The sequence below is a fragment of the Kineosporiaceae bacterium genome (genome assembly GCA_016713225.1).
GTDB lineage: Bacteria > Actinomycetota > Actinomycetes > Actinomycetales > Kineosporiaceae > JADJPO01.
On the sequence record JADJPO010000003.1, the window covers coordinates 178099 to 201581 of the forward strand.

The following is a 23483-nucleotide window of genomic DNA, read 5'->3' on the forward strand; positions in this document are numbered from 1 at the left end:
GCACGTGACAGTGACATCGCCGCCCGAACAGCGACCTGCGCCCCTCGGTGATCATGTAATCCGTGCACAAAACGTGCACGGATTACATGATCACCGAGGGTGGGTGTCTCAGGGGCGGGCGGGGTGCTCGGGCACCTGACCGACGGTTCCCAGACGCAGCCCGGTCACCAGGGCCTGTGCCCCCAGGCCGCTCACCGTCACGGTGAGCCGCTGGCCGATGCGCAACAGCCGCAACCCGCTGCCCGCGAAGGCCTCCGCGGTGAACGGCAGCACCGTGCCGTCGTCGGTCAGCACGCTGCCCGCGCCGCTGGTCGGGTCGAACCGATGCACCGTGGCCTGCACCCGGCCAGCGTAGCCGGGGCCGGCCGCCAGCACGGCGCGAGTCCGCGCCCCGCATCCCAGGGTCAGGGCGGCCATCAGTTCGCCGGGGGTGTCGACGTCCCGGCGCAACCGCGGCAGGTCGAGGTCGAGCACCCGGGCGCCACGGAGGGCATGCGCCGCCAGGGAGTCCGGACCGAACGCCGGGTCGAGATCGCCGGCTCGGTCGGCGGCCAGCAGCACGCTGCCTCGGCCCTCGGCGTCCGGGATGACGGCCATCACGGCGCCGTCGGCGAGGGCGGTGCGGGCGGCGTCCAGGCCCGCGGCCAGATCGGCCGGCCTCAGCGCCGGTAGGTCGCCCAGGAGCACCGCCACGCCGCCGGGGTGGCTGCTCACGATCTCGGCCGCCAGCGCGTCGTCCAGGGCCGCCGAGAGGCCTGCGCCGGGGCGCTGCTCGGCCACCACGGTGGCCCCGGCCCGACCAGCGGCCTCGGCCGCGGCGGTCTCGCAGGTGACCACCACGACGCGGTGCACTCGCGCACAGCCGAGCACCGCCTCCAGCGTGTCGGCGGCGATGGCGGCGGCGAGTGCCGCGCCGCCGAGGGCCGACCCGACCATCAACCGCGACTTCGCCGCAGCGCCACCCTTGACAGGTACCACGAGACACCACGAGCGCTCGAGCCGTAGGGCGCCGGATGGGTGCACCGGGGCAGTTTCGCAGCCGATCGCTCGACAGGTGTCGCCGGGCCGGGGAAGGATGGGCAGCCGTGAGCCGCGAACCCGCCCCGCCTCGGCACCTGAGCTGGGCGTACCGGATGGTCGAGACCCTCATGCGGCCGCCGCTGAGCTTCCTGACCCGACGCGACTGGCGCGGTGGGGAGCACCTACCTCGCTCCGGGGGCTTCGTGGCCGTCGGCAACCACGTCTCCCACGTGGACCCGCTGACCTTCGGCCAGTTCCTGCTCGATCACGGCAGCCCGCCGCGATTCCTGGGCAAGGAGTCGGTGTTCCGGGTGCCCGTCGTGGGGCCGATCGTGACCCGGGCCGGCCAGATCCCGGTACTGCGCGAGAGCGTCGACGCCGGCAAGGCGCTCGGGGCCGCGATGGACGCCGTCCGAGCGGGGGAGTGTGTCGCGATCTACCCCGAGGCGACCCTCACCCGAGACCCGGACCAGTGGCCCATGGTGGGCAAGACCGGGGCCGCCCGGATTGCCCTGACCACCGGCTGCCCGGTGATCCCGATCGCGCAGTGGGGACCGCAGCAGTTGCTGCCGCCCTACTCGCTGCGGTTGCGCTTCTGGCGCCGCACCACGGTGCACGTGTGGGCCGGCCCCCCGGTCGACCTGTCGGCCTATCGTGACCGGCCGGCCGGCCAACCCCTGGACGGCGCGACCTTGCGCGCTGCGACCGCCGACATCATGGTCGCGATCACCACACTGTTGGAACAGATCCGCGGTGAGCGGGCCCCGGCCGAGCGCTGGAACCCCCGCAGCCACGGTCAAGCGGTGACGGGTAACCCCGCCAAGCGTCGGCGCAGGTCCTGAGCCGGCCGGTTCAGCAGTGGTCCAGGGTGGTGGACAGGTCGACCCAGAGGTCCTCGACGTCCTCGATGCCCACCGACAGCCGCACCAGATTCTCCGGGACGGCAACGGGTTCGGCCGCGTGGCGTCGGCGCCGCTCCAGGGTGGACTCGACCCCACCGAGGCTGGTGGCGTCGACCCACAGCTGGGTCGAGCCGCACAGCCGATCGGCGGCGTGTGGCCCATCGGCCAGCTCGATCGAGATGACGGCACCGAAGGTCTGCATCTGGGCGCGGGCGCGCGCGTGATACGGGTCGGTCGGCAGTGACGGATGGCGCACCCGGCTGATCGCGGGGTGGGCGTGCAGGCGCCGGGCGAGTTCGGCGGCGTTGGCGCAGGCCCGCTCGACCCGCAGGTGCAGCGTGCGCAGGCCACGCAGGGCCAGCCAGGCCTCCATCGGGCCGGGGACGGCGCCGCGCAACGTGCGGTGAGCGTGCAGGCGGACGCGCAACTCCTCGTCCCGGCTGACGGTGGCTCCCATCAGGACGTCGGAGTGGCCGGACAGGTACTTGGTGGCCGAGTGCACCACCACGTCCGCGCCCTTCGACAGCGGCAACTGTCCCAGCGGGGTGGCGAAGGTGTTGTCCACCACCACCAGGGCACCGGCCGCGTGCCCCGCGGCGATCAACGCGGGCAGGTCGGCCACCTGGAGCAGGGGGTTGGAGGGTGACTCGAGCCAGAGCATGGCCGCGCCGTCCAGCGCCGGCAGGACGTCGTCCAGCTCGATGCCGGCCGGACGTCGCAGCTGGATGCGCCCCGTGGCCGCCAGGTCGGGGGCCAGCGCCTCGGTGCCGTTGTAGACGCTGCCGGGGATCACCACGGCCCCGCCGGGGGGCACCAGGGCGAAGGCGGCGTCGACCGCGGCCATGCCCGAGGCGAAGGCCAGGGCCTCACCGCGTTCCAGGGCACCCAGCCCCTCTTCGAACGCCGTCCAGGTGGGATTGCCCCAGCGGCCGTACCCCACGTCGTTGGGCTCGGCGCTGAGGGCGCGAGCGGCGTAGGTCGAGGCGAAGGTGACCGGGGTGTTCAGCGGCGCGTTGGGCAGCGGGTGAGGCCGGCCGGCGGTGACCGCCACCGTGGCGGGGGACAGATGGGCGGGTTCCATACCGGGCAGCCTAGGTTGCCGGCCCGGGGTTGGTGGTGGCGCGTCGAGGTGGTGCCCACCACCCGCCTCCGGCGCCCCACCGGCACCCCCTGCCTCCATGGTCACGATGGGCACCCCGGCGACGGCACCACGATGTCTGCCGCACGCAGGCGAGCGAGTATGGTCGGCGCGATGAGCGAGACAGTCGGCCCCGAGGGCCTCGCGCAGAGTGCACGGCGACCGCGGGTCGCGGTGGTCTTCGGCGGTCGCTCCAGCGAACACGGCATCAGCTGCGTGACCGCTGCAGGCGTCATGCAGGCCATCGATCCCACCCGATGGGACGTGGTTCCCATCGGCATCACCCCGACGGGCCGGTGGGTGCTGGCGGGGGAGGACCCCAAGCGCTGGCAGATCGAGGCCGGGGTGCTGCCCGAGGTGGGCGCCGACGAGGGTCCCGCCGTCCTGGTGCCGTTGGAATCCGGGGTGGGCACGTTGACCGTGCTCGAGCCCGACCAGGTGCCCCGCACCCTGAGCCAGGTCGACGTGGTGTTCCCGTTGCTGCACGGGCCGTTCGGCGAGGACGGCACGCTGCAGGGGCTGCTCGAGCTGGCCGACATCCGCTATGTCGGCTCGGGGGTGTTGGCCAGTGCGGCCAGCATGGACAAGCACTACATGAAAGTGCTGTTGGACGGCGCCGGACTGCCGGTCGGCCCCTACACCGTGGTGCGTCCCCGGGATTGGGAGCGTCACCCCGACCGGGTGCGCGAGGACGTCGAGGAACTCGGTTACCCGGTCTTCGTCAAGCCCGCGCGCGCCGGCTCGAGCATCGGCATCAGCAAGGTGTCGAGCGCCGAGGATCTGGACGCCGCGATCGAGACCGCGCGGGAGCACGACCCCAAGGTGATCATCGAGGCCATGATCGTCGGGCGTGAGATCGAGTGTGCGGTGCTCGAGAGTGCGGACGGCGGCGCGCCGGCGACCAGTCTGCCCGGGGAGATCCGGGTGGTCGGCGGCCACGACTTCTACGACTTCGAGGCCAAGTACCTCGACGAGGCGAGCGTGCAGCTCAGCTGCCCTGCCGACCTGCCCGATCACGTGGTGCGTCAGGTTCGCGACCTGGCGGGCCGTGCGTTCGAGGCGATGGGCTGCGAGGGCCTGGCCCGGGTCGACTTCTTCGTCACCCCCGACGACTCGGTCGTGGTCAACGAGATCAACACGATGCCGGGCTTCACGCCGTTCTCGATGTACCCGCGGATGTGGGAGCAGACCGGGTTGTCCTACCCCGATCTGATCGATCGGCTGCTGACCCTGGCGATGCGTCGACGGATCGGCCTGCGCTGACCCGCGGCGATCAGGTCGGGCCGGTGCAGGTCCGCGAGGTGGTGGGCAGCGCGGTGGCCACCGGGGCGAGATCGACCAGGGCGGCGGGCAGCCGGACGGCTCCCACCGCGCGTGGCATACGCACCTCGACGGCGGGGGCGCGGCCGTAACTGGTCGCGGTGACCGGGTCGGAGGCGTCGTCGATCACCCAGTCGATGCCGTTGACGCCGATGCACGACTTGGTGCTCGGGCCGAGCGGCTCCAGCCCACACCGCACCACGATCGCCGGGTCACCCCAGGCCAGCGCTCCCGCCGTCGAGATCGTCGTCCTGGCCTGGTCGAGCACGAGCGCGGGTGCGGCCGCCAGGGCGGCGGTGCAGGCCGGGGACCCCGCCTGCGGCGCGGCCTCCACGGTCGGCGACGACGAACAGCCCGAGACCACCGCAACCGTCACCGTCACCGTCACCGTGACGATCCCGACGAGCACCCTGCGGTCGTGAGGCGTGCGGCGCGGCACGATCAGAGGTGAACGATGGTGCAGGTGGTGGTGCGCGTGATGCCGGGCACGGACTGGATGCGGGCGATCACCAGCTTGCCGAGCTCATCGCCGCTGGCGGCCTCGACCCGGGCGATCACCTCGTAGGGACCCATGACGTACTCACACATGGTGACGCCGGTCATGGTCGACACCTCCCGGGCCACGTCCGAGGCCTTGCCGGCCTCGGTCTGGATCAGGATGTAGGCCTCGACCATCGGGTGCTCCTCGGGTACGTGCGGGTGCGTGGACGGGGTGCTGGCGGGCGCCTCACGTTACCGTGTCGCCCCGACACGAGTCTGTAGTGAGTTTCCGTGGGAGGCAGGTCCGATGGACGGCGCCGCGCAGGACGCGGGTCCAGGCGTGCCGCTGCTCGCCGATCTCGGTGAGGACCGGCTGGTCTCGGCCGTGCTCGCCGCGTACCCGCCGTCCCCGCCGTGGGTGCTCACGGGTCCGGGGGACGACGCCGCCGTGGTCGAGCTCACCGGCCGGGTGGTGATCTCGACCGACACCCTGGTCGAGGGGCGGGACTTCCGCTGGGACTGGTCCAGTGCCCACGACGTGGGGGTCAAGGTCGCGGCGCAGACGCTGGCGGACATCGCCGCGATGGGTGCCCGGCCGATGGCTCTGCTGGTCTCCCTCGCCGCTCCCGGCTCGGCGTCCGCCGCCATGCCGGTCGAGCTGGCCCGAGGGCTGGCGGCCGAGTGCGCCCGCGCGGGGGCGGCGATGATCGGCGGGGACGTCTCCTCGGCCGCCGAGGTGGTGCTGACCGGCACCGCGTTCGGCGTCCTGGACGGCCCGCGGCCCGCGGTGTTGCGATCCGGCGCCCGGCCCGGGGACGTGGTGGCGATCTCCGGCCCGGTGGGGGCCTCCGCTGCCGGGCTGGAGCTGTTGCTGGCCGGCGCAGGTCCGGCCGGGCGGGACCCGGAGGGGTCGAACACCCTGGACGCCGCCGTGCGCCGGGTGCTCTCCGCCCACCGCGCGCCGCGGCCCGACTACCCGGCGGGGGTGGTGGCTCGTGACGGTGGGGCCGGCGCCCTGATCGACACCAGCGACGGCCTGGTGCGCGATGCCAGCCGGCTCGCGGCGGCCTCGGGGGTGGTCATCGAGCTCGACTCGGCGGCGATCCCGGGGGAGGCGGCCCTGCCGGTCGTGGCCGAACGGCTCGGCGGGGGTGAGTCGATGGTGCGCTCGTGGCAGCTCACCGGCGGTGAGGACCATGCCCTGCTGGCCTGTTTCCCGCCCGGGTTGCCGCTGCCGTCGCCGTTCGTGGCGATCGGCCGGGTTCGCGCCGGCGAGCACGGCGATCGTGGCGTCGTCCTGGTGGACGGCGTTGCGTGGCAGGGCCGGCCGGGCTGGACCCACTGGTGAGCGGAGTCGACGAGCGCACACGACGAAGGCCGGCTCCCGTGGGGGGAACCGGCCTCGACTGGTGCGGGGAAGGTGCGCCTCAGCGCGTGACCTTGCCCGCCTTGATGCAGGACGTGCAGACGTTGAGCCGCTTCGGTGCGCCACCGACCAGCGCCCGCACCCGCTGGATGTTCGGGTTCCAGCGGCGCTTGGTGCGCCGGTGCGAGTGCGAGATGTTGTGACCGAAGCCCGGCCCCTTGCCGCAGACGTCGCAGTTGGCAGCCACGGGTAGATCTCCTGAAGTCTCGAAGCAGAACTGAACGGGCGGGCGGTCCGCTAGAGGGTATCGGACCAGCTCGCCGGAACGGTAATCGTGTCACCTCCAGCGCCCCGAGCTGTTGGTGATCATGTAATCCGTGCCCACTCCGTGCACGGATTACATGATCACCGAGGGTGGGGGGTGGGGGGAGCCAGTAGCCTGCCGAGCATGCTGCAGGCGATCGATGCCCGCTCGGCCCGCCACTGGGCCTTGACGGCACTCGCTGCGCTCGCCGAGGCCCGTGAGGAGCTGGATGCCCTCAACGTCTACCCGGTGCCGGACGGCGACACCGGCACCAATCTCTACCTGACCATCGAGGCGGCCGTCGACGCGGTGGCCACCCTGCCGCCGGAGGCAGATGTCCGGGCGGTGATCGCCGCCTTCGCCCACGGTGCGCTGATGGGCGCGCGGGGCAACTCGGGCATCATCGCCGCCCAGCTGCTGCGGGGGTGGTCGGAGGTACTGGCCGAGCACGAGGTGCTGGACGGCGCGGCCGCCAAACAGGCGGTCCGGCGGGCCGACGAACAGGCCTGGCGAGCGGTCGCCGACCCGGTCGAGGGCACCATCCTGTCGGTCAGTCGCGCCGCCGCGGCCGCCGCTGAGGCGGCTCCCGACGATCTGCCCCATGTGGTGAGCGCGATCGTCACCGCCGCGCGTGAGGCGCTGGCGCGAACCCCCGAGCAGCTCGAGGTGCTGCGCCGGGCCGGGGTGGTCGATGCCGGGGGAAAGGGCTACCTCGTGGTCCTCGAGGCGTTGGAGGACCTGGTGCACCGCCGCGGCGGCAGGACCCGCGGGCGGCGTCAGGGTGGCTCCCACCGCAGCGCAGCGCCGCGTCCGGTGCCCGCGTCGCTGCCGGTGACCGACGAGCTGCGCCCCGGCGGACCCGCCTACGAGGTGATGTTCCTGCTCGACGCCGATGATGCCGCGATCGACGACGTCCGGGCTCGCCTCGCCCGGCTGGGCGACAGCCTGGTCGTGGTCGGTGGGGACCGGCTCTGGCACATCCACGTGCACACCGACGATCCGGGTGCGGCGGTCGAGGTCGGCATCGCGGCAGGCCGCCCGCACCGGGTGCGGATCGCCCATTTCGCCGACCAGACCGCCCGGGCCACCGATCGTCGTGGTGGCGGGGTGGGGTTGGTCGCCTGCGCCGCGGGACCCGGGCTGGCCCGGTTGTTCGCCGAGGTCGGCGCGGTGGTGGTCGAGTGCGGGACGCGGCGTCGTCCCTCGACGGCCCAGATCCTCGAGGCGATCCGGGCCGCGCAGGCGGTCGCGGACGCCGTGGTGGTGCTGCCCAACGACGGCGACACCCTGGCGGTGGCCCAGGCGGCCGCCAGCAGCGCCCGCTCCGGCGGGGCACGGGTGAGCGTGTTGCCGACCCGGGCCCAGGTGCAGGGCCTGGCTGCGGCGGCGGTCCACGATCGGCTGCGTTCGGTGGACGACGACGTGGTGAGCATGTCCGCCGCGGCGGGGGCCACCCGAGACGGCGCGCTGACCCTGGCGGTGCGCGAGGCGCTGACCACGGGCGGGGTGTGTCGCCCCGGTGACGTGCTGGGCATCGTGGCCGGTGACATCGTGGTGGTCGGCGCCGAGCTGGTCGAGGTGGGGGGCGCCGTCCTGGAACGGCTGCTGACCGGAGGTGGGGAACTGGTGAGCCTGGTGGTGGGCGAGGACGCGCCGCCACACGTGGCGCCCGCGCTGGCGGCGCTGGTGCGTCGCGGCCACCCGGGGGTGGAGGTCGTGGTGCTCGACGGTGGCCAGCCGAGGTACCCGATCCTCATCGGAGTGGAGTGAGATCCCTTGTCGCTGAAGCTGTCCGACCCGCTCGGCCCGGTGCTGGGACTGCGCAGTGCCAAGCTGCTGGAGGCCCAGCTCGAGCTGCGCACCGTCGGTGACCTGTTGCGCCATTTCCCGCGGCGCTACGAGCGGTACGGCCAGCTGACCACGATCGCCGACCTGCCCGACGGGGTGGAGGTCTCGTTGGTCGCCGAGGTGGTCAGCGCCGAGCTGGTCGAGATGCGTCAGCGCAAGGGATATCTGCTCAAGGTGGTGGTCACCGACGGCGAGGACCGGCTGCCCATGACGTTCTTCCAGGGGTGGCGGCTGAAGTCCGCGTTCTCCGTGGGGCGGCGGATGCTGTTCTCGGGCACCGTGTCGATGTTCCGCAATCAGCGTCAGCTGACCCACCCGAAGTGGACCCCGCTCGAGACCGACGGCTTCACCGAGGCCGACGCGCAACGCCCGATCCCGGTGTACCCGGCCACCGCCAAGGTCGCTCAGCACCAGATCCGCACCAGTGTCGGCATGGTGCTGGACATCCTCGCCCCGGTGGACGACCCGCTGCCCGAGTCGGTGCGACAGCGGATGCGGTTGATGGAGTTGGGCGACGCGCTGCGGGTGGTGCACCGCCCCTCGACCGATGCCGCGGGCTACTCGGCGCTGCGCCGGTTCATCTACGAGGAGGCGTTCGTGCTGCAGGTGGCGCTGGCCCGGCGCCGGCACGAGGCCGCCCAGTTCCCGGCGACGCCGCGCCCGGCGGTTCAGGGCGGCATCCTGGACGCCTTCGACATCTCGTTGCCCTTCACCCTCACCGAGGGCCAGATGCAGGTGGGCCGCCAGATCAGTGACGACCTGGCCCGCTCCCACCCGATGCACCGGCTGTTGCAGGGCGAGGTGGGCTCGGGTAAGACCCTCGTGGCGTTGCGGGCGATGCTCACGGTGGTCGACACCGGCGGCCAGGCGGCGTTGCTGGCGCCGACGGAAGTGCTTGCGGCACAGCACTTCCGATCGATCTCGGCGATGCTGGGGGACATCGGTCAGGGGGGACTGTTCGGTGGTGACACCTCGACCCGGGTGGTGCTGCTGACCGGGTCGATGCCGACCGCGGCCCGCCGGGCGGCGTTGCTGCAGATCGCCTCCGGCGAGGCGGGGATCGTGATCGGCACCCATGCCCTGCTGCAGCGCCAGGTCAGTTTCGCCGATCTGGCGCTGGCCGTGGTCGACGAACAGCACCGGTTCGGCGTCGAACAGCGGGACATGTTGCGCGACAAGGGACGCCAGACGCCGCACCTGTTGGTGATGACCGCGACCCCGATCCCGCGGACCGTGGCCATGACCGTGTTCGGTGACCTCGAGACCTCGGTGTTGCTGGAGGTGCCAGCGGGTCGTTCCGAGGTGGTCACCCACGTGGTCGATCTGGCCACCAATCCGGATTGGTACCAACGGATCTGGTTCCGGTTGCGCGAAGAGGTCGAGAACGGCCACCAGGCCTACGTGGTGTGCCCGCGCATCGAGGTCGGCGAGGACGACGGGCCGTTGCGTCCCGAGGACGCCCCGGCCGGGGACGGGTTGTTCCCCGAGGAGGAGGAGGCCCCGCAGCGCCCGCTGCGCGCCGTCCTCGAGGTGGTCGAGGAGCTGCGCGCCACGGCCGCCTTGTCGGGCCTGCGGATCGAGGCCCTGCACGGCCGCATGCCGGCGGAGGAGCGCGAGCTGGTGATGCGCGACTTCGCGGCGGGCGCGGTGCACGTGCTGGTGGCCACCACGGTGATCGAGGTGGGGGTCGACGTGGCCAACGCCACGGCCATGGTGGTGCTGGAGGCCGACCGGTTCGGCATGTCCCAGTTGCACCAGCTGCGCGGCCGCGTGGGCCGTGGGGTCGCCAAGGGCGTGTGCCTGTTGGTCACCGACAGCCGTCAGGGCACCCCGGCCCGCACCCGGGTGGAGGTGGTCTCGCTCACCCCGGACGGCTTCGCGTTGGCCCGGGCCGACCTGGATCTGCGCCGCGAGGGCGATGTGCTGGGTGCCGCCCAGTCGGGCAGCAAGTCCTCACTGCGCAAGCTGCGGGTGCTGCGCGACGAGGACACGATCATCGATGCTCGTCGCGAGGCCACGGCCCTGGTGGCCGCCGACCCCGGTCTGGTGCACCACCCGGCGCTGGCCCAGGCGCTCGAAGAACTGCTGGACGACGAGCGCGAGGCCTACCTCGATCGCACCTGATCGACCAGGTCGGACAGTCCGGAGCCGATGTCTCGGGTCGCGGCGGTCACCACGGCCGTCTGTTCGGCGACCTCGTTCAGCACCTGGGACTGCTGCTCGACCGAGTCGGCGATCACGTTCTGGGCCCGGTGGATCTCGCCCACCAGGGCGCTGGTGGTGGCGAAGCTGCGGGCCACCCGCTCGGTCTCCTCGACGACGCCCTCGATCACCGAGCGCACCTTGTCGGCCGAGGCGGCCGTCTCCTGGGCGAGGCCCTTGACCTCCTGGGCCACGACGGCGAAGCCCTTGCCGAGCTCACCGGCCCGGGCCGCCTCGATGGTGGCGTTGAGGCTGAGCAGGTTCGTCTGCCCGGCCAGCTGGGCGATCATCTGGTTGACCTCCGAGATCTCACCCATCGCCCGTTCCAGCCGTCGCACCTCCTCGGCCGCGGTGGACGCCGTCCGCTCACCGTTCCCGGCGGTCTCGGCGGCCTCCTGGCAGCGCTGGGCCACCTCGGCGATGCTGCGGCGCAGCAGGTCGGCCTGCTGTTCGAGCTGGTCGACGGCCAGCGTGGCGTCGGCGACCCGTCCCCGGAGCTGTTCGGCGCGGTCACTGACCCCGGCGCGAGCTGTGTCCATCTCGGCCAGCCGGCGGCGTTCGGCCTCGGCCTCGACCTCGATGGCCTCGGTGCGTGCGGTCTCGGCGGCGTGACGCTCCTGGTCGCGCTGACCGCGGCTGCGTTCGGCATCGAGCTCGGCGGCCTCGGCGAAGTGCCACAGCAGCAGGATGCCGGCCACCTCGATCACCACCGCGACGGCGTGGACCACGACCATGACCAGCACCTGCCCGAACGACAGGCCGTGCTCACCCATGGTCATGCCACCGGCGAAGACGCGCTCGGGGGCCATCAGGCCGAGCGTGAGGTGGTGCACCACGACGGCGCCGACGGTGAGCAGCAGCGGCCCCCACTGCTGGTAGAGCGCGACCAGGGCGATCGCGGACAGGATGAACAGGTGGGCGTGCACCTGGCCGCCGGACAGCTCGATGCCCATGAACGACCCCGCGACCAGGCCCAGAGCGGTCAGCTGCCCCTGAGCGACCTGACCGGGAGCGAACCGCGCGAGCAGGCCCATGGATCGCGACCATCATGGGCAGCATCACGGCCTCGACCAGGCTCATCGGCCCGAGCAGGCCGACCAGGAACAGCACCGGGACCTCGGCCCACAGACAGCCGGTGAGGATGCGGTGGCGGGCCTGCCACGACTCGGCCGTCATCTGGGAACCACGGGGCAGCCAATCCAGGGTCATGGGGGGGCCATCGGCACGATGTGTGATCGAGTTGACCCGCTCAGGGCATCAGTCGGTGCTCTGGACGAGTCGGCGGCCCGGCTCGCCCGACAGGAGGGCCGCCGACCCGGGACACTGGACCCGTGACACGCATCATCGCCGGGAGCGCTGGCGGACGACGGATCAAGGCCCCCAAGGGCGAGGCCACCCGACCCACCAGTGGCCGGGTCCGGGAGGCGCTGTTCTCGGGACTGGAGTCGCGAGGCGCCCTGCGGGGGGCCAAGGTGCTCGACCTGTTCGCGGGCTCGGGCGCCCTGGGACTCGAGGCCGCCAGCCGCGGGGCCTCGGACGTCGTCCTGGTCGACTCCTCCCGCGAGGCGGCCGAGGTGGCCCGGCGCAACGCCACGACACTCGGCCTGCCCCAGGTCAGGGTCGTGCTGTCGTCGGTGCAGCGCTACCTGAGCGGCAACCCGCCGTTCCTGGCCGGATCGCCGGCCGATCTGGTGTTGCTCGACCCGCCCTACGTGCTGACCGAGGGGGAGCTCGGCGAGGTCCTGGGCATCCTGACGGACGGCTGGCTGGCCGACGGCGGCGTGGTCGTGGTCGAGCGCAGTGGGCGAAGCCCCGAACCACGTTGGCCGCAGGGCCTGCAGCGCACCGATGTCCGGCGCTACGGCGAGACCACGCTCTGGTACGCCGCGCCGCCCGCCGAGTAGGTTGCGCCCCATGACGGCTCCGACCGCCTCCCTGCGCCGGTGTGTCTGCCCCGGCAGCTACGACCCGGTGACCCACGGCCACTTGGACGTGGTGCACCGGGCCACCGAGCTGTTCGACGAGGTCGTGGTGGCCGTGCTCACCAATCCCGCCAAACCCGGGCTGTTCACCCCTGCCGAGCGCATCGACCTGCTCGAGGCCAGCCTGGACGGCGCCCCTCGGGTCCGCATCGCCGAGGTCAGCGGAGCGCTGCTGGTCGACTTCTGCCGTGCGGTCGAGGCCGTGGCGGTGGTCAAGGGTCTGCGCTCGGGCACCGACTTCGCCTACGAGTTGCCGATGGCTCTGATGAATCGCCACCTGACCGGTCTCGAGACGGTGTTCCTGCCGGGGGATCCCCGGCTCGAACACGTGTCGTCCTCGCTGGTCAAGGAGGTGGCCGGGCTGGGCGGCGACGTCACCGGGCTGGTGCCGGACGTCGTCCGGGATCGCCTGCTCGACCGGTTGGCCGAGCGTCGCGGGGAGCGCGGCGCGTAGACGATTGGATCGCAGCGAGCTCGGCGAGGTAGCCTTGCCCGTCGGCCTCGCCGCCTCGTGGCGTGCGCCGAGATCGTTGTCGAAACCTCGTCGAGGAAGGTGCACCATCCGCCCGGATCCGCGGTCCCCGCTCGTGCTCGATACCCGTGAGCTGGGTCACCGCCCTGGAACCATGCGGAAGGTCTCCCGCGTCGTCGCGGCTCCGGCCGATCTGGGAACCGACGTGATCGGGATTCCCGAGGGCAGTGACCTGCAGTTGGACCTTCGGCTGGAGGCGGTGCTCGAGGGGGTCCTCGTCTCCGGATCCGTCCACGGGACGGCGCGGGGCGAATGTGTGCGGTGCCTGGACGACGTCCATCGTGAGGTGGACGCCGACCTACAGGAGCTGTACGCCTACGCCGAGCGTCGCCGCGAGGAGGGTGACGAGGACGACGACGAGGTGCGTGAGCTCCAGGACGAGTTGATCGACCTGGAACCTGCCCTGCGCGACACCATGGTTCCCGCACTGCCGTACCAACCGTTGTGCCGGGACGACTGCCCGGGTCTGTGCTCCGAGTGTGGGGCCCGCCTGGCGGACGACCCGGACCACCGACACGAGACCATCGACTCGCGCTGGCAGGCGCTGGCCGAACTCGACACCGACTGACGCTCTACCCGCTCGACCCCCGCAGCAGCACCCGACAAAGGAGAAGTCCCGTGGCCGTCCCCAAGCGGAAGATGTCCCGCAGCAACACGCGGTCCCGCCGCTCGCAGTGGAAGGCGACCGCGACCACCCTGACCACGACCGTCGAGGGCGGCCAGGTCAGCTACTCGCGTCCGCACCAGGCACACGTGGTCACCGACTCCGCGGGAACGCCGCTCTACCTCGAGTACAAGGGCCGCAAGGTCAAGGACCTCTGAGCCGCCAGGGGGGCAGGTGAGCGCGAACGCGAGCGCCGGCACGCCGTCCGACCGGGAGGCGTTGCGCGCCCGGCTCGGCCTCTGCCTGCCCGAGGAGCTGCTCACGCTCGCCCTGACCCACCGCTCGTACGCCTATGAGAACGGTGGTCTGCCCACCAACGAACGGCTCGAGTTCCTCGGCGACGCCGTGCTGGGGCTGGTGGTCACCGAGACGCTCTATCGCGCCCACCCCGACCTGCCCGAGGGACAGCTGGCCAAGCTGCGAGCCGCCGTGGTCAACATGCGGGCGCTCGCGGAGGTCGCGCGCGGACTGGAGCTGGGCCCGCACCTGATGCTCGGCCGGGGGGAACAGACCAGTGGGGGGCAGGACAAGTCCTCGATCCTGGCCGACACCCTCGAGGCCCTGATCGGGGCGGTCTACCTGGACGCCGGCATCGAGGCCGCCGCGACGCTGGTGCACCACCTGCTGGACGAGTTGCTGCGCACGTCGGCCCTGCGGGGGGCCGGCCTGGACTGGAAAACCAGCCTGCAGGAGCTGACGGCCAACCACTCCCTCGGCGTGCCGGAGTATCTCGTCGCCGAGGAGGGTCCCGACCACGCCAAGGTGTTCCATGCCACGGTCCGGGTCGGTGGCCTGGCCCGGGGGACCGGCAGCGGGCGCAGCAAGAAGGAGGCCGAGCAGATCGCGGCCTCCGCGGCGTTCACCGCGATCGAGGCCGAGGTCGGATCCGAGGTCGGGTCCGAGATGGTCGAGCCGGCCGAGCCGGCTGCTTCCTAGGACGTCGGCGAGGTGCCCGAACTCCCCGAGGTCGAGGTGGTGCGCCGTGGCCTGGCCCGCTGGGTCGTCGGCACCACCATCGAGGCGGTCGAGGTGCGTCATCCGCGACCGGTGCGAGCCCATCTGGCCGGACCACGGGATTTCGCCGACCGCCTGACCGGCGAGACGGTGCACGACGTCGTCCGGCGGGGCAAGTTCAGTTGGCTGGTGCTCGACACGGGAGCGCTGCTGGTGCACCTGGGCATGAGCGGGCAGCTGGTGCTGCAGCCCCCGGAGGCGCCGGCCGAACCCCACCTGCGGGTGCGCTTCTCGCTCGGCGGCGGCTCGCCTGCGCGCGCCGGGCGCGAGCTGCGCTTCGTCGACCAGCGGATGTTCGGTGGGCTGACCCCGACGACGCTGGTGCCGACGTCCGACGGTCTGCCGGCCGGGGTCGGCGAGGCAGCGACGGGGGAGTGGGTGGCGATGCTGCCGCCGCAGGTCTCCCACATCGCCCGGGACGCCCTCGACCCGCATCTGGACGTCGAGGCCCTGGTGCGTCGGCTGCGGACCCGGCGCACCGCGGTGAAGCGGGCGATCCTGGATCAGGGCCTGGTCTCGGGGATCGGCAACATCTATGCCGACGAGGCGCTGTGGCGAGCCAGGCTGCACTACGACCGGCCGCTGCAGGACATCTCGCTCGCCAAGCTGCGTGAGCTGATCGGTCACGCCCGCGACGTGATGACCGAGGCCCTGGCGGTCGGCGGGACCAGCTTCGACGCCCTGTACGTCAACGTGAACGGCGAGTCGGGCTACTTCGAGCGCGGCCTGGCCGCCTACGGCCGGGAGGGCCTGCCGTGCGCGCGGTGTGGCACGCCGTTGCGCCGTGAGCGCTTCACCAACCGGTCATCGTTCCGGTGTCCGCGATGCCAGCGGCGCTAGGGACTTGCGTCCCTGGGTAGCCTGATCCCGTGAGCGCTGACAACCGTGTTCGGGTCCTGGTGATCGACGACCACGAGATCGTCCGTCGAGGGGTGGTCGACGTCGTGGACGCCGACCCCCAGCTGACCGTGGTCGCCGAGGCGGGAACGGTGCTGGATGCCATCCGGCGCGCCGCGGCCGTGCGCCCGGATGTCGCGATCGTCGACCTCAAACTCCCGGATGGCACGGGCATCGACGTGGTGCGGGCCCTGCGCAAGGACCATCCCGAGATCCGGTGCGTGGTGCTGACGTCGTTCGATGACGACCAGGCGGTCGAGGCGGCGCTGGACGCCGGCGCGTCCGCGTTCGTGTTGAAGTCGGTCCGTGGCACCGAGATCGCCGATGTGGTGCGCAAGGTGGCCGCCGGCAAGGTGCTGCTGGACGAGCGCTCGGTGGCGCGACGTCGGGCCGGGCACCACGACCCGACCGAGGCGCTCACCCCCACCGAGAAGAAGGTGCTGGAGCTGATCGGCGACGGGTTGTCCAACCGCGAGATCGGCACCAGCCTGGGGTTGGCCGAGAAGACCGTGAAGAACCACGTGACGGGGCTGTTGGCCAAGATGGGCTTCCGCCGCCGCACCCAGGCGGCTGCCTGGGTGGCCGGCAACCGGCAGACCAGCGGCTGGGGCGCCTAGCTCCAGCGCACCTGCATCTGCTCGCGCCAGGTGGCGATCCAGGTGGCCTCGCCGCAGACCTCGAGGTCGTCGCCCGAGGCGCTGCCGCGATTCCACAGGTTCAGGTAGAGCGCGGCCGCCGTGCCGCGCACGGTCACCTCGGCATCGCGGGCGTCGTCCGGGTGGGGGTCGGTGGGGGCGAGACGGGTGGTGATCACCGGGTCGGGGCCGATGTCGAGCAGCCAGGCCCGCTCGACGTCCGTCGGCTGGACGGCGACGCGCAGCGGCCGCTCGGAGCGCACCCTCGAGGTCCTGCGGGGCAGGAACCCGGTCAGCAGCTCGTCGAGCCCGTCGGCCGCCAGGCGGGGGCGGATCCAGGTCTCGGCCGGCGTGGGCGGCCGGCCCAGCCGAGCGGCCATGGCATCGACGGCGTGCACGGTGGTCTCGTGACACTGGCGTCGCGCCCAGGCCTGGCGCGAGGGCGGAGCGTCCTTCAGGAAGAAGAACACCTGCAGGTCCTCCGGCGCGCGGGCGAGGACGTTGAGCAGGTCGACCAGGCCGTCGTCCAGCCAGTCGAGCAGGTCGACCGAGGCGCGCGCCGAGGCCTCGACCGCCGCTTCGTCGAAGCCGGCCCCGGTGAGCACCGAGATCGCCCACCGGTGGACGACGCCCTGGTGGGTGACCAGGTCGCGCACCGTCCACCCCGGGCAGGTGGGAACCGGGGCGTCCAGGCCCGCCGAGACGGCGTTGGCGCGCAGGACCGCGGTGGCGTCCCCGAGGCCCTCGGCATGGTCGGCGACGGTCAGGATCGATGGCGTGGGCGGCATGCACGAAGCCTAGATCGGCACCTGCCAGCGCAGCAGGCTGCCCGGGCCGTCGGGGTTGGCCACGGACTCGCAGTTGCCGCCATGCCGCCGGGCGCGCTCGCCGAGGTTGTCCAGGCCGCTGCGGCGCGAGAGGGCGGCGGGCAGCCCGACGCCGTCGTCGCAGACCTCGACGCGAACCTGGTCCGGGGTGACGACGAGCCGCACGCACACACCGCTGGCATGGGCGTGCCGCGCCGCGTTCGAGAGCCCCTCGCGCACCACGGCGATCACATCGTCGGTGATCTCACCGTCGATCAGGTCATCGGCGTCCACGCCCTCGCTGATCTCGACCACCACCTCGGGCCGGAACCCGAGGAACGAGTGCGCCCGAGCGGCCTCGGCGTGGATCCGGTCGGCCAGGCTCGCCTTCTCGTCCGGATCGCGTAGCGCCCTGATGGTGGACCGAATCTGACGCACCACCCGGTCGAGGGACTCCAGCGTGGTGTCGACATCGGCCAACTCGTCCGGCTCCAGGCGCTCACGCAAGCGCGAGAGCCGCATGCCCATGGCGAACAACTCCTGCACCACCAGGTCGTGCAGGTCTCGCGCGATCCGGGCCCGGTCCTCGAGCAGCTCGTTCTCCTCGGCGCGGCGCCGGCCGTCGGCCAGCTGCAGCGCCAGCGCGGCCTGCCCGGCGAAGATCTGAGCCGTGGCCAGGTCGGTGTGGGTGAACGGCTCACCCCCGTGGCAGCGGGCCAGCATCAGGACGCCGAGCCGTTCGTCGCGCGCCTGCAGCGGTGCGTAGAGCGCCGGGCCGTAGCGGCGCAACCGCTCGACCTTCATGTGCGGATCCGTGGCCAGATCGTTGACCAGCAGGCCCTTGCCCAACCGGATCACCGTGGCGGTGCGGCCGTCCTCCGGCATGACCGTGCCCACCAGGTCCTCGGCGCCCTGGCCGACGGCGAGCTCCAGCACCCAGTTGCCGCCCCACCCGGCCAGTACCAGCGCCACCATGTCGGCCTCGGCCACCTCGGCGGCGCGGGTGGCGATCAGCTGCAGCGCCTCGTCGTCCTCGGCGCCGGACAGCATCATGGTGGCGACTTCCTGCGCGGCCACCAGCCAGCGTTCCCGACGCTGCACCACCCCGAACAGCTCGGCGTTCTCGACCGCCACGGCCGCGGCGGCGGCCAGGGCCACGACGACGTCCTCGTCCTCGGCGGTGAATCCGCCCTCCTTGTCGGCCAGGTAGAGGTTGCCCACCACCCGGTCGCCGATACCGACCGGCACCCCGAGGAAACTGCGCATCACCGGATGGTGCGGCGGGAAGCCCGCCGAGGTCGGGTGCGTGGCCAGATCGCTCACCCGAACCGCCCGGCCGACCCGCGAGATGTGGCCCAGGATGCCCAAACCGTGGGGTGGAGCACCGATGGCGTGGGCGCGTTCCGGGTCCAGCCCGGTATGGACGAAGGCCTTGTGCTGGCCGTCCTCGCCCAACACCCCGAGCGCCGCGTACGGGGCATTGGTCAGGTCCGAGGCGGCCCGCACGATCCGACGCAGCGTGGGCTCGAGGTCGAGACCGTCGGCGACCGCGACGACGGCGTCGAGCAGGCGCCGGTCGAAGGAGGCCGAGGTCACCGGTCGGGCCGGCGACGGGCGAGTCTCGGGCATCGGGTCCTCTCGGCCGGCGAGGTGCGTCGAGGTAACGGTAGATCAGCCGGCGGTGCTCTCCGCCATCAGCGCCCTCGCATAGGGCGCGTGGTGGGTGACCAGCCAGTCGTGGTGACCCCGAGCGACCAACCGGCCGCGGTCCAGCACCAGGACCTCGTCGGCGGCGGCCAACGGGGTCAGCCGGTGGGTCACCATGACCACACTGGTCTCGGGACTGGTCTCGGGACTGGTCTCCACACTCGTCTCGGGACTGGTCTCGGGGCGAGGCGACAGCTCGCCGCTGAGCAGCTCGGTGACCAACGCATCGGCGCCGACCGGGTCGAGGTGTTCGGCCGGTTCGTCGACCAGCCACACCGGAGCCCGGCTCAGCAGAGCCCTGGCCAGCAGCAGACGCCGCCGTTCCCCGCCGGAGACGTCCCTGCCCCCGGACCCGATCACGGTGTCCAGCTCCCGAGGCAGGCCGGCCAGCCAGTCACCGAGCCCGACCCGGTCCAGCACGGTGCGCAGCGCCTCATCGCCGGCATCGGGGTCGGCCAGGCGCAGGTTCTCGCGCAGCGTGGTGGTGAACAGGTGAGCGTCCTCGGCGGTGAAGTTGATCGTGCGTCGCACCGTCGCCTCCGGCAGCGTGGCGAGGCGCACGAGGTCGGTCTGACCCGCCGACAGTCCCGCCGACAACCCGACCTGCCCGGCTCGCGGTGGCAGCAGCCCGGCCAGGGTGAGCAGCAGGGTGGTCTTGCCCGAGCCGCTGGCCCCGACGATGGCCACCCGTCGCCCCGGGACGAGATCGAGGTCGAGAGCACCACCGGGACCGAGGTCGGGTGCCTCGGCGTCTGCTGTCCGCGCCGGATGCCCGCACACCAGCCCGCGGGCGCGCAGCGTGGGATCGAGCTCCACTGTCCCGCTGCCGGGTGGCTGGGCACTCTCCTCGGCCTGCGGGGCGCTTCGCCCCGCGGCGTCCACCACCTCGAGTACCCGCTCGGCCGCCGCGCGAGCACGCACCAGGTGAGTCGCCGCCGCCGGCAGCGCCGCCACCGCCTCGGCCGCCGCCAGCGGGGTCAGGGCCAGCACTGCCACCAACACCGGGTCGAGCCGCCCATCGGCCGCAGCGGTCAGGGCCACCAGCAGCGACCCGACCATCGCCGCACCCGTGAGCAGGGTCGAGACCCCGATCGCCCAGCCGGAACTGCGCGCGGCGGCGTCCTGCGCACCTGCCTGTTCGGCGTCCAGGTCGTGCACGTGGGCCAGCCGCTTCGGCAGGGCGCCGGCCACGTGGAGTTCGGCCGCGCCGTCCAGCACCGTCACGACCTCGGCCGAGAGTTCGGTGCGCGCCCGCGATCCGTCGAGCTCGGCACGCCGGGCCGCCCGCGCAGCCAACCAGGGCACCAACACGGCCGCCAGCAGCATGGCGGCCGCCACGGCGATCCCCGCCTGCGGCAACAGCCAGGCGATCAGGACGACGCTGCCGATGACCGTGGTCGTCGTGACGGCGATCGGCAGCACCGATCGCACCACCAGGTCGGCCAGGGTGTCGACATCGGCGCCGAGTCGGGCCAGCAGGTCCCCCCGGCGCAGCCCGGTCACCAGCGCGGGGTCGGCCTGCGCGAGTGAGGCATAGAGCCGGGTGCGCAGGGTCGTCATGCCGCGTAGCGCCACGTCGTGACCCACCAGGCGTTCGGCGTACCGCAGCACACCGCGCCCCAGGCCGAAGGCCCGGGTCGCCACGATCGCGACCTGGAGGTGCAGCACCGGGGGCTGTTGTGCAGCGCGGGAGATGAGCCAGGCCGAGGTGGCCATCAGACCGATCGTGCTGGCCAGGGCAGCCGTTCCGAGCCCGACGGCGAGCAGAGTGCGCCAGGGGTCGGGGTCCAGTGCCCGCATCGCGCGCACCAGCGGATGGCGCATCAGGCGATCGCGGCCCACGGGGTGGCGGTCCATCACGCGGTCACCGCCACGGATTCCCGGTTCGGGTCGGTGGCTGCCGGGGTGGCTGCCGGGGTGGATGCCGGGCCGGCTGTCGGGGTGGGCATCGCGGCGGTCACCTCCACCGTCCGGTCGGCCAACGCGGCCAGGGCGGGGCGGTGGGCGACCAGCAGCACGGTGACCCCGCGCGCTCGCCAGGACTCGATCAGCCGGTGCACCACCTGTTCGGCCGCCGCATCGAGGTGTGCCGTCGGTTCGTCGAGGATGACGAGCGCCGCATCGCGATGCAGCACCGCCCGGGTGAGCCCCAGCAGTTGACGCTGCCCCGCGGACAGGCCGTGCCCGCCGTGCCCGATCCGGGTCTGCCAGCCGTCCGGTAGCGCCGCCACCACGTCGTCCAGCCCGGTGAGGGCCGCGGCGGCCTCGCGCGGTGAGGCGCCGCGGCTGGTCGGGGCATCGAGCCAGAGGTTCTGCTCGATCGTGGCCGGCACCACCACGGGGCGTTGGGGCACCCAGGCGATCTGGCGATGCCACGAGGCGAGGTCGAGCTCGGCGAGGGTGATCTCGTCGTGATCGGTGCCCTCGACGCCCTCGGTGCGCACCAGGACCTGTCCGGTGTCCGGCGCCCGCAGGCCGAGCACCACCTCGACGGCGGTGGACTTGCCCGATCCGTTGGCGCCGGTGAGGGCGACCACCTCGCCGGGGTGCAGCGTGAGGTCGAGGTCATGGGGGGCACGGCGTTCGCGGCGGTCGACCGAGATGCCCTGCAGCACCACCGTGGCCGTGTGCAGGTCCGGTGCCGGTCGTGACCCCACGGACGGACCGGGGCGTTCCAGGATGTCCAGCACCTGACCGGCGGCCGCCACCCCATCGGCCGCCGCGTGATAGTGCAGCCCGACCAGCCGCAGGGGCAGGTACACCTCGGGGGCCAGGATCAGCACGGCCAGCCCCGTGGTCAGATCGAGTTGGCCGAACACCAGCCGCAGCCCGATCCCCACGGCCACCAGCGCCACCGAGAGCGTGGCCAGCCCTTCCAGCACCAGGGCCGAGGTGAAGGCCAATCGCAAGGTAGCCAGTGTGGCCCGCCGGTAGGACTCCCCGGTGTCCCGCACCTGGGCGGCCTGCGCGCGAGCCCGGCCGAGCGCCCGCAGCGTCGGCAGCCCGGCCACCAGGTCGAGCACCTGGGCGCCCAGCCGCTGCATGGTGTGCAGCCGCCGGGCCGACAGGGCTGCCGTCGTCCACCCGATCAGGGCCATGAACACCGGGATCAACGGCAGGGTGACGACGACCGCCAGGCCCGACCACGGGTCGAGCCAGGCGATGACCGCCAGCACGCTGGGTGTGACGGTCGCGGCCAGCAGCAGCTGTGGCAGGTATCGGGTGAGGTACCCGTCGAGTCCGTCCAGGCCGCGGGTCAGCAGCGTGGCCGCCGCAGCCGGGTCGTGATCCGTCCCGTCACGGCTGAACCGCACCAGGGCCGCCGCACGCAACTCGGCGATCACCCGCACGCTCGCCCGGTGCGCGAACCGCTCCTGGGTGCCGCCCAGCAGGGCTCGGACGAGCACGATGCCGGCCAGCGCGCAGAGCGGTGCCACCAGGTCGCCGGGCCTGGCGGCCCGGGCGAACCCGGCGCCGATCACGTGGGCCAGCACCAGTGCCTGCCCCACCACGGCCACCGCGGTGGCGAACCCCAGGACGGCGGTCAGCGCCACGTACCGTCGGCTCGCCCGGGCATGGCGCAGCAGCCGCGGATCGAGCGGGCGCATCAGTCGACGAAGGAGCGCACCCGCATCGGCAGCCCCGCGTGCGGCGGGATGTCGGCGGTCGAGATGCGGCGGCGGAAGACCCAGTAGGTCCAGGCCTGGTAGGCGACGACCAACGGGGTGAGGGCGAGCGCCACCCAGCTCATCACGGTGAGCGTGTTGGCCGTCGAGGAGGCGTTGTGGATCGTCAGCGACTCACCGCCACGAATCGGCAGGACGTCGGGGAACAGCGACCCGAAGATCAGCACCACCGCCGCCACCGTGACCAGGCTGGTCAGCGAGAACGCCATGCCCTCGCGGGCGTCGCGGACGGCGCCCAGCACCCCCACCAGCGCCAGCGCGGCGACCACGACGGCGGCCCAGGTCCAGGTCGCGCCGTAGGCGAGCTGGGTCCACACCGCCCAGGCGCCGGCGACCGCGAGCGTCACCGGGGCGAGCCGGCCCGAGAGCTGGACGACGCGCTGGTGCAGCTCGCCGGTCGTCTTCAACCGCAGGTAGAGCGTGCCGTGCAGCAGGAACAGGGTCAGCGTGGTCGCGCCGGCGAGCAGGGCGTAGGGATTCAGGGCCGAGAGCAGGACGGCGAACGGACCGGACCGCACCGCCTCGGCCTCCACACCCCGCACGATGTTGCCGAAGGCGACCCCCCACAACAGCGACGGCAGCACCGAGCCCACGATGATCGCGAGGTCCCAGCGGGCACGCCAGGCATCGGAGTCGAGCTTGCCGCGGTACTCGAAGGCCACCCCGCGCAGGATCAAGGCCACCAGGATCAGCAGCAGCGGCAGGTAGAAGGCCGAGAACAGCGTGGAGTACCAGAGCGGGAAGGCCGCGAAGGTCGCCCCACCGGCGGTCAGCAACCAGACCTCGTTGCCGTCCCAGACCGGCCCGATGGTGTTGATCAGGACGCGCCGTTCGGTGTCGGTTCGGCCCAGCACCGGCAGCAGCATGCCGACACCGAAGTCGAAGCCCTCCAACACCAGGTAGCCGGTCCAGAGCACGCCGATCAGGGCGAACCAGATGATCCGTAGGGTGTCGATGTCCACGACGAGGCTCCTCGAACG

23 protein-coding genes are annotated in these 23483 nt (G+C 72.6%); 12 read left to right on the plus strand and 11 right to left on the minus strand.

All coding sequences use genetic code 11. The features are described 5' to 3' along the window. Nucleotides 1-108 precede the first annotated feature (108 nt). Nucleotides 109-936 carry an NTP transferase domain-containing protein gene (locus IPK24_11885; protein ID MBK8076234.1) on the minus strand — a complete coding sequence of 276 codons (828 nt, stop codon included), beginning with the start codon at nucleotides 934-936 and terminating at the stop codon, nucleotides 109-111. Between the two features lie 77 nt (nucleotides 937-1013). Here IPK24_11885 and IPK24_11890 point away from each other — a divergent pair, with 77 nt between their 5' ends. Continuing rightward, nucleotides 1014-1862 carry a 1-acyl-sn-glycerol-3-phosphate acyltransferase gene (locus IPK24_11890; protein ID MBK8076235.1) on the plus strand — a complete coding sequence of 283 codons (849 nt, stop codon included), beginning with the start codon at nucleotides 1014-1016 and terminating at the stop codon, nucleotides 1860-1862. A 10-nt stretch (nucleotides 1863-1872) separates the two neighbouring features. Here the strand turns inward: IPK24_11890 and IPK24_11895 are convergent, their stop codons facing one another. After that, on the minus strand, nucleotides 1873-3003 hold the full coding sequence (locus tag IPK24_11895) for an aminotransferase class I/II-fold pyridoxal phosphate-dependent enzyme (GenBank protein MBK8076236.1): 1131 nt from the start codon (nucleotides 3001-3003) through the stop codon (nucleotides 1873-1875). 171 nt (nucleotides 3004-3174) lie between these two features. On the opposite strand from IPK24_11895, the gene IPK24_11900 reads away from it, so the two are divergent. Continuing rightward, on the plus strand, nucleotides 3175-4323 hold the full coding sequence (locus IPK24_11900) for a D-alanine--D-alanine ligase (GenBank protein ID MBK8076237.1): 1149 nt from the start codon (nucleotides 3175-3177) through the stop codon (nucleotides 4321-4323). A 10-nt stretch (nucleotides 4324-4333) separates the two neighbouring features. Here the strand turns inward: IPK24_11900 and IPK24_11905 are convergent, their stop codons facing one another. Together IPK24_11905 and IPK24_11910 are read right to left on the minus strand one after the other, a co-directional pair. Beyond that, a complete protein-coding gene (locus IPK24_11905; protein ID MBK8076238.1) occupies nucleotides 4334-4789 on the minus strand; it encodes a DUF3515 family protein in 456 nt (151 codons plus the stop codon). 32 nt (nucleotides 4790-4821) lie between these two features. Continuing rightward, nucleotides 4822-5055, minus strand: coding sequence for an Lrp/AsnC ligand binding domain-containing protein (locus IPK24_11910; protein MBK8076239.1), 234 nt, complete (start codon nucleotides 5053-5055; stop codon nucleotides 4822-4824). A 112-nt stretch (nucleotides 5056-5167) separates the two neighbouring features. Here IPK24_11910 and IPK24_11915 point away from each other — a divergent pair, with 112 nt between their 5' ends. Continuing rightward, entirely contained in the window at nucleotides 5168-6208 is a 1041-nt protein-coding gene (locus IPK24_11915) for a thiamine-phosphate kinase (protein MBK8076240.1), read from the plus strand. 79 nt (nucleotides 6209-6287) lie between these two features. Here IPK24_11915 and IPK24_11920 read toward each other — a convergent pair whose 3' ends face one another. After that, on the minus strand, nucleotides 6288-6473 hold the full coding sequence (locus tag IPK24_11920; protein ID MBK8076241.1) for a 50S ribosomal protein L28: 186 nt from the start codon (nucleotides 6471-6473) through the stop codon (nucleotides 6288-6290). A gap of 201 nt (nucleotides 6474-6674) precedes the next feature. Here IPK24_11920 and IPK24_11925 point away from each other — a divergent pair, with 201 nt between their 5' ends. Both IPK24_11925 and IPK24_11930 read left to right on the plus strand, forming a co-directional pair. Further along, entirely contained in the window at nucleotides 6675-8300 is a 1626-nt protein-coding gene (locus IPK24_11925; protein MBK8076242.1) for a DAK2 domain-containing protein, read from the plus strand. Nucleotides 8301-8306: 6 nt separating this feature from the next. Beyond that, a complete protein-coding gene (locus IPK24_11930) occupies nucleotides 8307-10502 on the plus strand; it encodes an ATP-dependent DNA helicase RecG (GenBank protein MBK8076243.1) in 2196 nt (731 codons plus the stop codon). Here the strand turns inward: IPK24_11930 and IPK24_11935 are convergent. Further along, a complete protein-coding gene (locus IPK24_11935) occupies nucleotides 10484-11614 on the minus strand; it encodes a chemotaxis protein (GenBank protein ID MBK8076244.1) in 1131 nt (376 codons plus the stop codon). The genes IPK24_11930 and IPK24_11935 overlap by 19 nt on opposite strands. A gap of 297 nt (nucleotides 11615-11911) precedes the next feature. On the opposite strand from IPK24_11935, the gene rsmD reads away from it, so the two are divergent. The 7 genes from rsmD (at nucleotide 11912) to IPK24_11970 (ending at nucleotide 16286) form a co-directional block, all read left to right on the plus strand. Beyond that, the gene (rsmD, locus tag IPK24_11940; GenBank protein MBK8076245.1) at nucleotides 11912-12484 is read left to right on the plus strand and encodes a 16S rRNA (guanine(966)-N(2))-methyltransferase RsmD; all 573 of its coding nucleotides are present in this window, start codon (nucleotides 11912-11914) and stop codon (nucleotides 12482-12484) included. 10 nt (nucleotides 12485-12494) lie between these two features. Then, nucleotides 12495-13016 carry a pantetheine-phosphate adenylyltransferase gene (gene coaD / locus IPK24_11945; GenBank protein ID MBK8076246.1) on the plus strand — a complete coding sequence of 174 codons (522 nt, stop codon included), beginning with the start codon at nucleotides 12495-12497 and terminating at the stop codon, nucleotides 13014-13016. A 172-nt stretch (nucleotides 13017-13188) separates the two neighbouring features. Next, entirely contained in the window at nucleotides 13189-13662 is a 474-nt protein-coding gene (locus IPK24_11950; GenBank protein ID MBK8076247.1) for a DUF177 domain-containing protein, read from the plus strand. Between the two features lie 50 nt (nucleotides 13663-13712). Then, nucleotides 13713-13916 carry a 50S ribosomal protein L32 gene (rpmF, locus tag IPK24_11955; protein ID MBK8076248.1) on the plus strand — a complete coding sequence of 68 codons (204 nt, stop codon included), beginning with the start codon at nucleotides 13713-13715 and terminating at the stop codon, nucleotides 13914-13916. Between the two features lie 16 nt (nucleotides 13917-13932). After that, nucleotides 13933-14694: a ribonuclease III gene (locus IPK24_11960; GenBank protein MBK8076249.1), complete on the plus strand. Its 762-nt coding sequence runs from the start codon at nucleotides 13933-13935 to the stop codon at nucleotides 14692-14694. Nucleotides 14695-14706: 12 nt separating this feature from the next. Beyond that, on the plus strand, nucleotides 14707-15612 hold the full coding sequence (gene mutM, locus IPK24_11965; GenBank protein ID MBK8076250.1) for a bifunctional DNA-formamidopyrimidine glycosylase/DNA-(apurinic or apyrimidinic site) lyase: 906 nt from the start codon (nucleotides 14707-14709) through the stop codon (nucleotides 15610-15612). Between the two features lie 56 nt (nucleotides 15613-15668). Continuing rightward, nucleotides 15669-16286, plus strand: a complete 618-nt coding sequence (locus IPK24_11970) for a response regulator transcription factor (protein ID MBK8076251.1) — start codon at nucleotides 15669-15671, stop codon at nucleotides 16284-16286. Here the strand turns inward: IPK24_11970 and IPK24_11975 are convergent. The 5 genes from IPK24_11975 to cydB are packed head-to-tail and all read right to left on the minus strand — an operon-like array spanning nucleotide 16283 to nucleotide 23465. After that, a complete protein-coding gene (locus tag IPK24_11975) occupies nucleotides 16283-17092 on the minus strand; it encodes a maleylpyruvate isomerase N-terminal domain-containing protein (protein MBK8076252.1) in 810 nt (269 codons plus the stop codon). The two genes, IPK24_11970 and IPK24_11975, sit on opposite strands and share 4 nt — an antisense overlap. A gap of 9 nt (nucleotides 17093-17101) precedes the next feature. Beyond that, nucleotides 17102-18739 (minus strand): GAF domain-containing protein, encoded by a 1638-nt coding sequence (locus tag IPK24_11980; protein MBK8076253.1) that lies wholly within the window; start codon nucleotides 18737-18739, stop codon nucleotides 17102-17104. Nucleotides 18740-18781: 42 nt separating this feature from the next. Beyond that, the gene (gene cydC / locus IPK24_11985) at nucleotides 18782-20674 is read right to left on the minus strand and encodes a thiol reductant ABC exporter subunit CydC (GenBank protein ID MBK8076254.1); all 1893 of its coding nucleotides are present in this window, start codon (nucleotides 20672-20674) and stop codon (nucleotides 18782-18784) included. After that, on the minus strand, nucleotides 20674-22425 hold the full coding sequence (gene cydD / locus IPK24_11990) for a thiol reductant ABC exporter subunit CydD (GenBank protein ID MBK8076255.1): 1752 nt from the start codon (nucleotides 22423-22425) through the stop codon (nucleotides 20674-20676). The genes cydC and cydD overlap by 1 nt, the downstream gene beginning before the upstream one ends. Further along, nucleotides 22425-23465 carry a cytochrome d ubiquinol oxidase subunit II gene (gene cydB, locus IPK24_11995; protein MBK8076256.1) on the minus strand — a complete coding sequence of 347 codons (1041 nt, stop codon included), beginning with the start codon at nucleotides 23463-23465 and terminating at the stop codon, nucleotides 22425-22427. Before cydB ends, cydD begins: the two co-directional genes overlap by 1 nt. Nucleotides 23466-23483 lie beyond the last annotated feature (18 nt).